At 57.5% G+C, this 13,654-nt stretch carries 13 protein-coding genes; 4 read left to right on the forward strand and 9 right to left on the reverse strand.

Translation table 11 applies throughout. The features are described 5' to 3' along the window. Positions 1-19: 19 nt before the first annotated feature. From Q0915_RS17885 to Q0915_RS17910, 6 genes are all read right to left on the reverse strand, one after another. Positions 20-3,007: a 2-oxoglutarate dehydrogenase E1 component gene (locus Q0915_RS17885; RefSeq protein WP_299476415.1), complete on the reverse strand. Its 2,988-nt coding sequence runs from the start codon at positions 3,005-3,007 to the stop codon at positions 20-22. 201 nt (positions 3,008-3,208) lie between these two features. Beyond that, a complete protein-coding gene (sucD, locus tag Q0915_RS17890) occupies positions 3,209-4,114 on the reverse strand; it encodes a succinate--CoA ligase subunit alpha (RefSeq protein WP_299476417.1) in 906 nt (301 codons plus the stop codon). Then, complete coding sequence (gene sucC, locus Q0915_RS17895) at positions 4,115-5,314, reverse strand: ADP-forming succinate--CoA ligase subunit beta (RefSeq protein WP_299476420.1); 1,200 nt, start codon at positions 5,312-5,314, stop codon at positions 4,115-4,117. A gap of 77 nt (positions 5,315-5,391) precedes the next feature. After that, positions 5,392-6,354 carry a malate dehydrogenase gene (gene mdh / locus Q0915_RS17900; protein WP_299476423.1) on the reverse strand — a complete coding sequence of 321 codons (963 nt, stop codon included), beginning with the start codon at positions 6,352-6,354 and terminating at the stop codon, positions 5,392-5,394. Between the two features lie 173 nt (positions 6,355-6,527). After that, a complete protein-coding gene (zapE, locus tag Q0915_RS17905) occupies positions 6,528-7,709 on the reverse strand; it encodes a cell division protein ZapE (protein ID WP_299476426.1) in 1,182 nt (393 codons plus the stop codon). Between the two features lie 244 nt (positions 7,710-7,953). Then, the gene (locus Q0915_RS17910; RefSeq protein WP_299476429.1) at positions 7,954-8,415 is read right to left on the reverse strand and encodes a MarR family transcriptional regulator; all 462 of its coding nucleotides are present in this window, start codon (positions 8,413-8,415) and stop codon (positions 7,954-7,956) included. A 201-nt stretch (positions 8,416-8,616) separates the two neighbouring features. Here Q0915_RS17910 and Q0915_RS17915 point away from each other — a divergent pair, with 201 nt between their 5' ends. Beyond that, on the forward strand, positions 8,617-9,381 hold the full coding sequence (locus tag Q0915_RS17915; protein ID WP_299476432.1) for an alpha/beta hydrolase: 765 nt from the start codon (positions 8,617-8,619) through the stop codon (positions 9,379-9,381). Positions 9,382-9,406: 25 nt separating this feature from the next. Continuing rightward, complete coding sequence (locus Q0915_RS17920) at positions 9,407-9,886, forward strand: Rid family hydrolase (protein WP_299476435.1); 480 nt, start codon at positions 9,407-9,409, stop codon at positions 9,884-9,886. 84 nt (positions 9,887-9,970) lie between these two features. On the opposite strand, the gene Q0915_RS17925 is transcribed toward Q0915_RS17920, so the two are convergent. The 3 genes from Q0915_RS17925 to Q0915_RS17935 form a co-directional block, all read right to left on the reverse strand. Then, complete coding sequence (locus Q0915_RS17925) at positions 9,971-10,756, reverse strand: hypothetical protein (protein WP_299476438.1); 786 nt, start codon at positions 10,754-10,756, stop codon at positions 9,971-9,973. Between the two features lie 73 nt (positions 10,757-10,829). Beyond that, positions 10,830-11,354, reverse strand: coding sequence for a protease inhibitor Inh/omp19 family protein (locus tag Q0915_RS17930; protein ID WP_299476441.1), 525 nt, complete (start codon positions 11,352-11,354; stop codon positions 10,830-10,832). Positions 11,355-11,454: 100 nt separating this feature from the next. Next, positions 11,455-11,766 (reverse strand): hypothetical protein, encoded by a 312-nt coding sequence (locus Q0915_RS17935; protein ID WP_299476444.1) that lies wholly within the window; start codon positions 11,764-11,766, stop codon positions 11,455-11,457. Positions 11,767-11,836: 70 nt separating this feature from the next. Between Q0915_RS17935 and Q0915_RS17940 the strand changes: the two genes are divergently transcribed. Both Q0915_RS17940 and Q0915_RS17945 read left to right on the forward strand, forming a co-directional pair. Beyond that, positions 11,837-12,331: an MAPEG family protein gene (locus tag Q0915_RS17940; RefSeq protein WP_299476446.1), complete on the forward strand. Its 495-nt coding sequence runs from the start codon at positions 11,837-11,839 to the stop codon at positions 12,329-12,331. Positions 12,332-12,438: 107 nt separating this feature from the next. Beyond that, positions 12,439-13,344: a 1-acyl-sn-glycerol-3-phosphate acyltransferase gene (locus Q0915_RS17945; RefSeq protein ID WP_299476448.1), complete on the forward strand. Its 906-nt coding sequence runs from the start codon at positions 12,439-12,441 to the stop codon at positions 13,342-13,344. The last annotated feature ends 310 nt before the right edge of the window (positions 13,345-13,654 follow it).

The following is a 13,654-nucleotide window of genomic DNA, read 5'->3' on the forward strand; positions in this document are numbered from 1 at the left end:
CGGTGCCGCCCTCTCAAGATCAGTTTCCTAACGATTCTTCTAGGAATTCCTGCATTTGCGCGAGATGCACGGACATCAGACCCGTCGCGGTCGAGGCCATCGCCGAGCGTCCGGCATAACGCGGGCGCCGGTGCTTGGCGTCTATCTGCTCCAAAACCCACTCGATATACGGCTCGACGAAGAACCAGCTGCCCATGTTCTTCGGCTCTTCCTGGCACCAGACCATTTCGGCCTGCGGGAATCGCGCGAGCTCCAGCATCAGAGCCTTTTTCGGGAAGGGATAAAGCTGCTCGACACGCATCAGATAGACGTCGTCGACACCGCGTTTCTCACGCTCTTCGAAGAGATCGTAATAGACCTTGCCTGAACACATCACGACCCGGCGGATCTTGTCGTCGGAGACGAGCTTGCCATCGGAGCTGAGGTTCGGACCCCAATCGTCCCACAGCAAGCGGTGGAACGTCGTGTCCGGACCGAGTTCGTCGATCCTGGAGACCGCTTTCTTGTGGCGCAGAAGCGACTTGGGTGTCATCAGGATCAGCGGCTTGCGGATATCGCGGCGCAGCTGGCGGCGCAGGATGTGGAAGTAGTTCGAGGGTGTCGAACAGTTCGCGACCTGCATGTTGTCTTCGGCACAAAGCTGCAGATAACGCTCCAGACGGGCGGACGAGTGCTCCGGTCCCTGCCCCTCGTAGCCATGCGGCAGGAGGCAGACGAGACCGGACATGCGCAACCATTTGCGCTCACCGGATGAGATGAACTGGTCGAACAGGACCTGGGCACCGTTGGCGAAGTCGCCGAACTGGGCTTCCCACATGGTCAGGGCACGGGGTTCTGCCAGCGAATAGCCGTATTCGAACCCAAGCACCGCCTCTTCGGAAAGCATCGAGTTGATGACCTCATAGCGCTGCTGATCCGGCGAGACGTGGTTGAGCGGGATATAGCGGCTTTCGTTCTCCTGATCGTAAAGCACCGAGTGGCGCTGAGAGAAGGTGCCGCGCTCGCAATCCTGGCCCGACAAACGCACCGGATGACCTTCCTTGAGAAGCGAGCCGAAGGCCAGCGCTTCGGCTGTCGCCCAGTCGATCCCCTCACCGGTTTCGATCATGCGCTCACGGTGGTTCATGAAGCGCGCGATCGTGCGATGGATGTTGAAGCCTTCGGGCACATGGGTCAGGGCCCGGCCGATTTCCTTGATTTCGGCGATGGTGAGGCCCGTTTGACCCCGGCGAGGGTCTTCCTCGTCGTCGGCGCGCTTCATTCCGGCCCACTTGCCGTCGAGCCAATCTGCCTTGTTCGGCTTGAAGGCCTGACCGGAATCGAATTCACCATCCAGATGGGCGCGCCAGTCCGCCTTCATTTTGTCGACGTCTTCCTGACTGAGAACACCTTCCTTGATCAGGCGTTCGGAATAGCGCTGAAGCGTCGTCGCATGCTTGCGAATCTTGCGGTACATGATCGGCTGCGTGAACGCCGGCTCGTCGCCCTCATTGTGGCCGAAGCGGCGGTAGCAGATCATGTCGATAACCACCGGACGCTGGAAGGTCTGGCGGTACTCGATCGCGATCTTGGCAGCGAATACGACCGCTTCCGGGTCGTCTGCGTTGACGTGGAAGATGGGCGATTCAATTACCTTCGCCATGTCCGACGGATACGGCGAAGACCGCGAGAACCGCGGGTTTGTGGTGAAGCCGATCTGGTTGTTGATGATGACGTGAACCGATCCGCCGGTGCGATGGCCGCGCAGGGCGGACAGGCCGAAACATTCGGCAACGACACCCTGACCTGCAAAGGCCGCATCCCCGTGCAGCAGCAGCGGCAACACCGTACTGCGCTCGACTTCCGTCGTCTCCACGAAGTTGCCGTTCTTGTCGGCGGCAAGCTGATCCTGCTTGGCACGCGCCTTTCCGAGCACCACGGGATTGACGATTTCCAGGTGAGACGGGTTGGCGGTCAGCGACAGGTGAACATTGTTGCCGTCGAAGGTTCTGTCGGACGATGCGCCGAGGTGGTATTTGACATCGCCGGAGCCTTCGACTTCGTCCGGTGCGTATGAGCCGCCCTTGAACTCGTGAAAGATCGCGCGATGCGGCTTGCGCATCACCTGGGACAGGACGTTCAGGCGGCCCCGGTGGGCCATGCCGAACACGATGTCCTTCAGGCCCATCTGACCGCCGCGCTTGATGATCTGCTCAAGTGCCGGGATCAGGGCCTCGCCGCCATCAAGGCCGAAACGCTTGGTGCCGGTGTATTTGACGTCAAGAAACTTCTCGAAGCCTTCCGCCTCGACCAGTTTGTTGAGAATTGCCTTTTTGCCCTCTGATGTGAAGGCGACCTGCTTGTCCGGCCCTTCAATGCGTTCCTGTATCCAGGCCTTCGCAGCCGGATCGGAGATATGCATGAACTCAACACCCAGCGTCGAGCAATAGGTGCGTTTCAGAATATCCATCATCTCGCGGATCGTGGCGTATTCCAGACCCAGAACATGATCGATGAAAATCTTGCGGTCCCAGTCGGCCTCGACAAAGCCATAAGAGGAGGGATGCAGCTCTTCGTGGTCACCCTTTCCGGCAAGACCCAGGGGATCGAGATCGGCATGCAGGTGACCGCGCATGCGGTAGGCGCGGATCATCATCAGGGCGCGGACGGAGTCGCGTGTTGCCTGATGCACCTCGGTGTCGGAAACCGGTTCGCCCTTGACCTCGGCTTTTTTCTTGATCTTCTCGCCGATCTTTTGCTCGATCGGACCCCAGTTGCCGTCGAACGCGTTGACGAGGTCGCCATTGGCTTCGATCGGCCAGTCCTTGCGTTTCCAGGGAGCTCCGCGGGCCTCTTTCAGGACGGCTTCCTTTTCGTCCTGGAAGGCCGCAAAGAAGTCCCGCCAATCGGCATCGACCGAATTCGGATCCGTCTTGTACTGGGCGTAGAGGTCTTCGATATAGGCTGCGTTGGCGCCGTAAAGCAACGACGTCAGTGCGAATACGTTGTTCGCTTCCTGCCGTGCCATGTCCTTTAGCGGAGGGCTGCTCCGCCCTTTTTGTTATGGCGGGCCGAAAATGAACCCGCTGCCGGTTCCCTACAAAGACCGGTGGAACACCGGCCCCTCGAAAAGTATTACGACACGTTGTCGCGTCGTAATCTATCCTTTCACCATGCAGCAGGAAACGTAAACAGTTTCCGTCACCTGCTGCATAGAATTCTTGTGATTTTAGCCTTTCAACGCTTCCAAAAGCGTCTCGCCAAGCTTTGCAGGTGATGGCGAGACCTTGATACCGGCTGCTTCCATCGCCGCGATTTTGTCTTCCGCACCGCCTTTGCCGCCGGAAATCACGGCGCCCGCGTGACCCATGGTGCGGCCCGGAGGCGCTGTGCGGCCAGCGATGAACCCGGCCGTCGGCTTCTTGCGGCCCTTTTTCGCCTCGTCGATCAGGAACTGCGCAGCATCTTCTTCCGCGGACCCGCCGATCTCACCGATCATGATGATCGACTCGGTTGCATCGTCCGCCAGGAACATTTCCAGGACGTCGATGAATTCCGTACCCTTGACCGGGTCGCCGCCGATACCGACGGCAGTTGTCTGACCGAGACCCGCATTGGTGGTCTGGAAGACGGCTTCATAGGTGAGCGTACCGGAACGGGACACGACGCCGACGGAACCCTTCTGGAAGATGGAACCCGGCATGATGCCGATCTTGCATTCTTCCGGCGTCAGGATGCCCGGGCAGTTTGGACCGAGCAGGCGGGAATTGGACTTGTCCAGCTTCGCCTTGACCTTGACCATGTCGGCAACCGGGATGCCCTCGGTAATGCAGACGATGAACGGGACTTCCGCATCGATCGCCTCGATGATGGCGGCACCTGCGCCTGCCGGCGGGACGTAGATCACGGAGGCGTCCGCACCGGTTGCCTCCTTGGCTTCGCCAACGCTTGCGAAGATCGGCAGCTGAGCCGCGCTTTCGACGCTGCCCCAGGTCTCGCCACCCTTTTTCGGGTGGACGCCCGCGACCATCTTGGTGCCGTAATATTCAAGTGCCTGTTCGGTATGGAACGTGCCGGTCTTGCCGGTCAGGCCCTGAACGATAATTTTCGTGTCTTTATTTACGAGGATGGACATTTACGCGCTCCCCTTAACGGCTTTCACGATTTTCTGGGCAGCGTCGTCGAGATCATCGGCGGCGATCACGTTGAGGCCGCTTTCGTTGATGATCTTCTTGCCGAGTTCCACGTTGGTGCCTTCAAGGCGGACAACGAGCGGAACCTGCAGGCCGACTTCCTTGACAGCTGCCACCACGCCTTCCGCGATTACGTCGCAGCGCATGATGCCGCCGAAAATGTTGACCAGGATGCCTTTCACATTCGGATCTGAAGTGATGATCTTGAATGCAGCCGCCACCTTCTCCTTGGACGCGCCACCACCGACATCGAGGAAGTTCGCCGGCTCAGCACCATAGAGCTTGATGATGTCCATGGTCGCCATCGCAAGACCGGCACCATTGACCATGCAGCCGATGTCGCCGTCGAGCGCCACGTAGGCTAGGTCGTGCTTGGATGCCTCGATCTCTTTTTCGTCCTCTTCGGTAACGTCGCGCAGTTCCATAATGTCCGGATGGCGGAACGTCGCGTTGCCGTCGAAGGATACCTTCGCGTCGAGAACACGCAGATGACCGTCCTTCATCACGATCAGCGGGTTCACTTCGAGAAGGCTCATGTCCTTTTCGACGAAAGCCTTGTGCAGGATCGGGAACAGGGTCATGCCGTCAGCGCGCGCCGCGCCGTCCAGCGCCAGTGCATCGCACAGCTTTGTGGCGTCGGCTTCGGTGACGCCGGTGTCCGGATCGATCGGAAGCGTGATGATTTTTTCGGGCGTTTCCTCGGCAACAGCCTCAATGTCCATGCCGCCTTCGGTGGAGACAACAAAGGCCGGACGTCCAACGGTGCGGTCTACCAGGATCGAGAGATACAGTTCGCGCTCGATGTCGGCGCCGTCTTCGATATAGAGACGGTTGACAACTTTACCTGCTTCACCGGTCTGTTTGGTGACCAGTGTGTTGCCTAGCATTTCTTTCGCATGCGCAGTCACTTCCTCCAGGGAGAAAGCCAGACGGACACCGCCTTTCGCGTCGGCAGGCAGCTCCTTGAACTTGCCCTTGCCGCGACCGCCGGCGTGGATCTGCGTTTTGACGACCCAGAGCGGTCCGGGAAGTTGCTTGGCCGCCGCTTCCGCCTCATCGGCAGAAAAGATGGCCACGCCGTCTGCCACAGGTGCGCCGAAAGACTTCAGCACCTGTTTGGCCTGGTATTCGTGAATGTTCATGTGTTTCCCCCGTTGTCGGAGGACCGCTCTTTCAAGGGGTGAAAGAACGGTCGCTGCTTACCCGAGACAGACGGCGCTTAGGCCAGCGCCGGCTGAATTTTCTTACAGGCTTCCACCAGACCGTCGACCGAGCCGACGGACTTTTCGAAGTTGGCCTTCTCCTCACCCTGAAGGTCGATTTCGATAATGCGCTCCACACCGTCTGCACCGATCACGACCGGCACACCGACATAGGTGTCCTTGAGGCCATACTGGCCATCGAGTGCGGCGGCGCACGGCAGGACGCGCTTCTTGTCCTTCAGATAGCTTTCCGCCATCGCGATGGCGGAAGCCGCCGGGGCGTAGAAAGCCGAACCGGTTTTCAAAAGGCCGACGATCTCAGCGCCACCATCTCGTGTGCGCTGAACGATTTCGTCCAGACGTTCGGCGGTGCACCAGCCCATCTTGACCAGATCCGGCAACGGGATACCGGCAATTGTGGAATAGCGGGTCAACGGCACCATCGTGTCGCCGTGACCACCCAGAACGAATGCCGTCACGTCTTCAACGGAAACGTTGAATTCCTCCGCAAGGAAATACCGGAAGCGGGCGCTGTCGAGGACACCGGCCATACCGACGACCTTGTTCTTCGGCAGGCCGGAGAATTTCTGCAGTGCCCAGACCATCGCGTCGAGCGGGTTGGTTATGCAGATGACAAAGGCGTTCGGCGCGTGCTTGGCGATACCTGCGCCGACCTGCTCCATGACTTTCAGGTTGATTTCCAGAAGATCGTCGCGGCTCATGCCCGGCTTGCGCGGAACGCCGGCGGTCACGATAACCACATCGGATCCCTCAATCGCGTCGTAGCCGTTGGCACCGGCCAGCTTGGCGTCAAAGCCGTCGACCGGGGACGATTCTGCGAGGTCCAGCGCCTTGCCCTGCGGAATGCCTTCCGCGATGTCGAAGAGAACGATGTCCCCCAGTTCCTTCAAACCTGCCAGATGAGCGAGCGTGCCACCGATCTGACCAGAGCCGATCAAGGCAATTTTGTTCCGCGCCATATCGAAAGTTTCCCTTTACGTAAGATGGAACCATATGCCATCCGCTGATGACTGAAGATGGCACTACCCCCTTTGCCGCCCCTGCGCAACCTCGCCAAAAGAATATTGCGCTCGAGCCGACAAAATATTTCATTTCTTCCCGTCTGCATAATTCCCCTATGGGGAATGCAGACTTAAGCGTGTACTTCCCGCCGATCACCCGCGAGATAGGCTTCTGAGCGCATTTCGATCAGGCGTGAACTTGTCCGATTGAACTCAAATGCTTCTGTTCCGTCCTCCGACACATATAGATCCTGCGGCTCGGCTTCCGCGGACACAACCAGCCTGATGCCATTGTCGTAAAGCGTGTCGATGAGGTTGATAAAGCGTTTCGCCTCGTTCCGGCGGGCCTTGGACAATACCGGTATGTGGTCGATGAAGACGGTGCTGTAGGCATTGGCGATCCGAAGGTAGTCACTAGCGCCCAGTGGCTGCATGCACAAATCGTCGAAACTGAAACGGGCGGCACCAGAGGCAACACGCGGGATCGGTATCTTTCTGCCCTTGTTCTCAAGCTCTTCGGAATGCGGCGTCATACCGTGTGTGAGCTTGGTCCAGAGCGTCTCCATTTCCCTGTCCGCCTGATCTCCGAGCGGCGTCACGTAGACCGGCGCACCTGCCAGTTTTTCCAGACGGTAATCGGTCGGCGAATCCAGATGGAGCACTTCGACCTGCGACTTGAGCATGGTTATGAAGGACAAAAACAGCTGGCGGTTTAATCCATCCTTATAAAGGTTGGACGGTTTCACATTCGATGTCGCGACAACAATCACGCCCTTCTCGAAGAGCTTAGTAAACAAGCGCCCCAGGATCATCGCATCGGCGATATCCGTGACCGAGAACTCGTCAAACAGCAACAACCTGGTTTCGGCCGCTATCTGGCTGGCAACTGGGGGGATCGGGTCATCGCCCTTGACCTCACCCCGCTTGTGCGCCTGCCTGTGTTCGTGGATCCGCTCATGCACATCCGTCATGAATTCGTGGAAGTGCACGCGCCGTTTGCGCTGAATGACCGTCACCTCATAGTAGAGATCCATCAGCATGGTTTTGCCGCGCCCGACACCGCCCCACATGTAAAGGCCCTTCACCGCGGACCATAGCTGGTTCTTCTTTTTCGCAAAGAGCCAGCCAAGCGAACTTTTCTTTGACGCGAGCCGCGTTTCGGCAAGTCGGGTATTGAGGAGATCCAGGTGCCTGACGGCTTCCCGCTGAACAGGGTCTTCGGTAATCTCGCCGGATGCGATGAGGGCATCGTAGCGGGCGCTCAAGGCGCGGTTGACCGGCAGTTCCATCTTCAAAGGTGCTGCTCCCTCCATGAGGACTCATGGGGTCGGTGGCCAGGGCTGACCTCGACTGTTGGTTCGGCGGAATAAGGTCAACAGGTCGCAGATGCAAGTCAAGTTATGGTTTGAAATTGTTACAGTTATTCACCTTGTGGCTTTCAAACGATTGAAACGCTATGCCGGGGGGATTGGCGATGACCTGGACGCCGCTTTCCGGTGCTACTCCGCTGTCCTGCACACGGGATACCCGGCACAAACGCAGCTGAGCACCTGAGCCTCACTCTTCGTTTTTCTTTGCAATAAACGCCTTGATATTGTTCAGCTCATCAATGAGTTTCTTCGCGCGGGCCTGATCGACGCCGATCGCACAACCAAGGCCATGAGGAACGGCAAGTGCCGTCTTGTAGAGCTCCTTGCCTGTTTCAGTCAGATATACCTCAACCCGCCGCTCATCTGCAGCGCTTCGCTTCCGGGTCACGAAACCCAGTTTTTCAAGCCGTTTGACCAATGGCGTGGCCGTCGCCTGATCGACTTCGAGCCCCTTGGCAATATCCTGAACGAGAATTCCGTCACGCTGCCAAAGGACCATCAGCGCCAGGTACTGCGGATACGTGACACCCATTGTTTCCAGCAATACTGCGTATTCCTTGGTGATCGCCCTGGAAGTGGAATAGAGCGCGAAACAGAGCTGGTCCTCTATCTTCAGCAGTTCCCCCTCATCCACTTTACAGCTGTCCATCGAAGCACCCCATAATTTTGGCCCCTAATCTTTAGGTGACCCGATGCGCATTTTCAATATGCCGCACATGTAACCGTATGAATTGAAAGTGATTTTCCACGCTGCATTTTTAACGCTTGACAATCTCAATGTTAGATAGCCTATTATTAATTAGTACACTATTTATTTGCTTGCTAGATTTTCTCAACACAGGATGACCACATGCCCAAGCTTCGAAATCTCATTGCCATAGCCGCACTTGCTTCAACCGCGGCGTTTTCCGCCAGTGCAGCATATGCCGCGGACCTCACGGCAAAATCCGTCGTTCTTGTACACGGCGCATTTGCGGACGGTTCCAGCTGGAACAAGGTGACACCCTTGCTCGAAGCTGCGGGCCTCAACGTGATCGCTGTTCAGAACCCACTGGACTCACTTGCAGGAGACGTTGCATTCACAAACCGCGCGATCGAACGCGCAGAAGGACCAGTGGTCCTTGTCGGTCATTCCTGGGGTGGAATGGTCATCACGGAAGCCGGTGGACATGACAAGGTCTCGTCGCTTGTCTACGTCGCGGCCTACGCCCCTGATGCGGGCCAGTCGCTTGGCGAGGCCGCCGAGCTGGAGAAATTTCCCGCACCGGGCATCGGGGCACTTCAGCAGGATGCCCAGGGATATTTCTTCCTGCCGAAGGAAGCGACCGCACAGTATTTCGCGCAAGACCTGCCAAAACAGGAAACGGACCTGATCGCCGCCAGCCAGGGGCTGCTCAACAGCAAGGCGCTTGGCGAACCCGTGTCGAACGTTGCCTGGCAGGACAAACCGTCTTTCTACGCCATTGCCGGCGACGACCACATGACACCAACCGAGCTGCAGCGACAATTCGCCGAGAAAATCGGTGCCGTTTCACGCGAAGTCGATGCAAGCCATTCCGTCATGGTGTCACAACCTGAATTCGTCGCCGACCTGATCATCGAAGCTGCCAAGTAAGTTTTACCATAGAGGAGGATCAAGGATGAAGAAGACATATTGCGTACTACTCGGCGCGCTCGCCATCGTTTCGATGGCCGGTGAGCCGACCCTTGCCGGGGATGCGCGCACGCCGGTCTACGTTGAGGGCAACAAACCCATTGCGCCCTATTCACCAGGGATCAAGCTGGCAAACGGGATGCTGTTCGTCTCTGGCCAAATTCCCTATGTGAACGGTGAAATCCCCGAGGAGGCGCGCAATGACGTCTCCGCGCAGACCAGGATCGTGATGGAGAACCTTCAAAGCGTCCTGAAAGAGGCCGGTTACAGCTTCGATGATGTTGTCCGGGCCACGGTCTTCATGACCGACATGGGGAATTACGGCGCGTTCAACAAGGTTTACGGAACCTATTGGGACGAGGAAAGCGTGCCGCCCGCCAGAGCAGCGGTGGAAGTCGGCGCGCTGCCGGGTTCAAAGCCAGGCGCACCGGTCCTTGTCGAAGTGTCGATGATTGCGGCGAAGTAACTGACGCCTTCATCAAAAAAAAGCCGCGCCTGAACAAATCAGGTGCGGCTTCAGTTTGGCAGGCAGCGCCTTGGGGACGAGACTTCAGCGAAGCAAAAGCGTGCAATTGCGCCCGCTTTGCAGCTCCTGGAGGTAGAGCAGCTGTGCAACGAGATAGCATTCCGACTGGTCGTCAAGGTTTGCCTTCCGACCGCGGCCATCTGTCAAAAGCCAGGCGTTTCCGGATTTTACCACATCACATTCGACGGGAGCGTCCGGATCAAATCCAGCCCGCTTGATAAGCTCGGGCCCGACGCGGGCATCATCTTCCGCATCATGGCCCTTAATCTCGAGCCGCAGCCCGCGGTAAATCTTTGAGACCGAGAGCGTTGCAACAAGTGCCGTGACAACTTTGTCGCCGTCAAGCGCGGCAAAGCGCACGACGCCGCCCTGCTGCGGAATGGTGTTGCTCGAACAGGGGGTGTTTTGAACGTCGCCGAGCGTCGTCCACTCGGACCGGAGCGTGACCGTCGCAGGCTGACGCAGGGCGGCCATTTCCTTGGTCAGCCGCTTTTCAGCGGAACGTTGAGGACTTTTGGCAAACCGATCGGACGATACGGCCTTGCCGACGGCGACCGTCCCCCCGATACGCAGCCGCCTGAACACGATCACATCGCGCATCAGGTCCGTCCGCTCGACGCGCCATCCCGCATCCAGCCAGGCATTCTGGTGAACCAGGCTACCGCCGGAATTCGCCCACCATGTCCGGTGCTCCCGCGCACTTCTGGGGAGAGATGTTCCGAGAATATTTTCGACTTCGTCGAGCTTTGCCGCCCAGACGACATCTTCGCGTCGTGCCAAGTGTTCGCGTAAAGGTTCGTATTTTGACATTACACAGCCTTTCCGATTGCCATGTAAATATACACCTATAACGCGCAGTGTCCAGCAAAAATACCGAGGGTTTTTAACGGTACAACGAAATAGGCGATCCTGTCGAGGTTTGACCGTTAAACTTCCCGGGTTCACTGGAATAAAGTTGTGCCACGATCAGACCCGAACCATCCTTCAAAACCACCTGATTACCGTTAAGATCCCATGCCGAGATACCGGACAGCGAGGGGGTACTACAACCTCTGGTATTTGCACGGTAGCCGCCGGACCATGTTGTCAGCGTCATGAATGCCATGCAGTTGTCGCCGGCCGAAGCCAGTTTCCAGCCACCCAGAAGATCCGTTCGTCCGACCTGTTGAGCATTTGTCGGAGCCGCAACAGGATTTGTTGCAAGGTCGGCCGGTGCCGCGGCAACATCGGTCGTCGTGCCAATCGGAGGCGCGGCATTGGGGTCCAACGGGTCCAGCGTGCCTGTCCCGACCGGTGTTGTCGGGGTTGCAGGAAGAGGCGCAACATTATTGCCCCCTGACAGTCTCTGGCATCCGGCGACCAGAACCACCATTCCCAAAACCAAAACCAGTTTTCCCGCACGCTTCATGACGAATCAATCCCTCATCTCCGTCTCATTATGGAGGCAACTCTTAGACTACAATTTGTTTAAAATCCAAAATACCAGAAAAATTCACGTACTTTCATAATCAGGCCACTTGCCAGCGCTTTGTAGCGTCATGACGCCTTGAGGGTTCAACCAGCCTATCGATCGCAAACCGTATCTTTTGAAAACCGGAGATGCAGCGGCTGAACTTGTGAAAACCGCAAACGTCATTTTCAATCGACCGCCAGTGTCTGGACGCTGTGGATTTCCAATGCGCAGGCAGAGCGATCGCTTCCATTTCAGTCAGATAAATGACGCGGCCTGGCACGATTGCATACGGCAAAAGAAATACGCCGAACGGCTTGGGCGCCAGTCCGCGTGCCTCTACGCCATGAGCGGAAAGCAGTCTTTTCACATGCCGGTTCAGGTGGCTGGCAGGCGCGACACCGGAAGAAAATGTGACAAGGCGTCGTTTTGATGAGGAAATGACCGTCACCCAAGTACATCTGACAATGTTCCAAGGATTTTCCGGCATCATTCTTCTGCGCCTTTCGCCGCAGATGCACTATGTGATTCGGGACTTGGACAATGAGGAACAATACATGCCGACCGCCCTATGGTGCATTCTAGCCGCCGCCATCCTGCCCGTTCTTTCCGTCGTTCCGGCCAAGCTCAGCAGGGAGTTTGACAACGCCCGGCCGCGCGATCCGGACTATTGGAAGGACGGCTTTCGCGCACGCGCGCAGGCTGCACAAGCGAACGGGTTTGAGGCGTTTCCCTTCTTTGCCGTGTCCGTTTTTGTGGCGATGAGCCAGGGTGCCTCGCAATACTGGATCGACCAATTGGCAGTCCTGTTTGTCCTTCTGCGCGTGATTTACATATTCTGCTACTGGACCGATCGGTCCAACCCCCGCTCTCTGGCATGGACTGCGTCCTTCATCACAATTGTGGCACTTTTCACAAGTTCACTGTGGAGCTGAGACGTCCATTGATCGCAAATTTATTTCAGGGAGTGTTTGCACCGCGCGGCTGATTTCGCTAACGATGCAAGTGTGTAGTACAGGTTACCGACGGGCAGAGGTGCATTGTGCGGACGACAGATCAGACGACGGATCAGGCGACTGGCACCTTGCCGGCGCGCCGAAGAGAAGCGTTGCAGCGCCAGCTCACGGACCAGCATGTTGTTGATGCTCTGATCGCTGAGCGAGGCAAGCTGGTGATGGCAAGCCCTTGGTGGCCGTTCATCAAGCCGTTCGCTTATCGTATTTTACGGTACCGGTCCGCCGTGGACATGGCGGACACCATCTCGCAGATGGAAGCGGTTGATGTGTTCGCACACCTGAGCAACCTGCTCACGCTCGACGTGACCACGTTGGGACTGGACCGTGTACCGACGGAAGGTCCCGTCGTCCTGGTGTCAAATCACCCGACCGGGATTGCAGACGGCATCGTGCTTTATGATGCCATCAAGTCCAGGCGCACCGACCTGGCGATTTTTGCCAACAGGGATGCGATCCGGATCAATCCGCGTCTTGCGGAGATGATCATCCCGGTCGAATGGCGCGCCGATTTCAAGAGCCGGGCGAAATCCAAGGAAACGATCAAGATCGCGTCGTCCGCCTTCGCGACGGAACGGGTCGTGGTATTGTTTCCGTCCGGACGTCTCGCCTATTGGCATCAGGGCAAGCTCACCGAACGCCCGTGGATGACGTCCGCCCTCGCACTTGCGCGAAAGAACAAGGCACCGATCATTCCAATGCACATGGGTGGGCGGAATTCCGGCCTATTCTATTTCCTGGCGCGCGTTTCAACCGAGTTGCGCGACATGACGGTGTTCAACGAACTGCTCAACAAGCAGAACGCCAAATTCAGCGTGCATTTCGGCAAGCCCATCAGGCCTGACCGGCTGCAGGGCGACCTGACAGAACTGACCGAGCAAATGCGCATCCATTGCGCGGAGACCCTGGCAACCGACCCGGACGCCGAATTCTAGCAGCCACGGCAAACGCCTAAGCAAAACAGCATCCTTGGACGCAGTCCCGCGAAATCGGGAGGCGGCCCAAATCTCCAGGCTTTGTGTCACATTGGTTTCCGGCAGATCTGAAACGTTGCTGTCGGTATCTGGTTTCGTCGATCGCACGGAGCCGACCGCTTCATGTCCTCAATCTAGGCGTTGGCCGAATTACGGCTTCATCTCGTGCGCAGTCGTCTGATTGTTTCGGCACCGGGTTTTGAGATGCGCACGATGCGGACATGTGTGCGACCTCTGCGAATGGCAGTTTTGGAGCCGCGAATGGACTGTC

This window comes from uncultured Roseibium sp., assembly GCF_947494555.1.
Lineage (GTDB): Bacteria > Pseudomonadota > Alphaproteobacteria > Rhizobiales > Stappiaceae > Roseibium.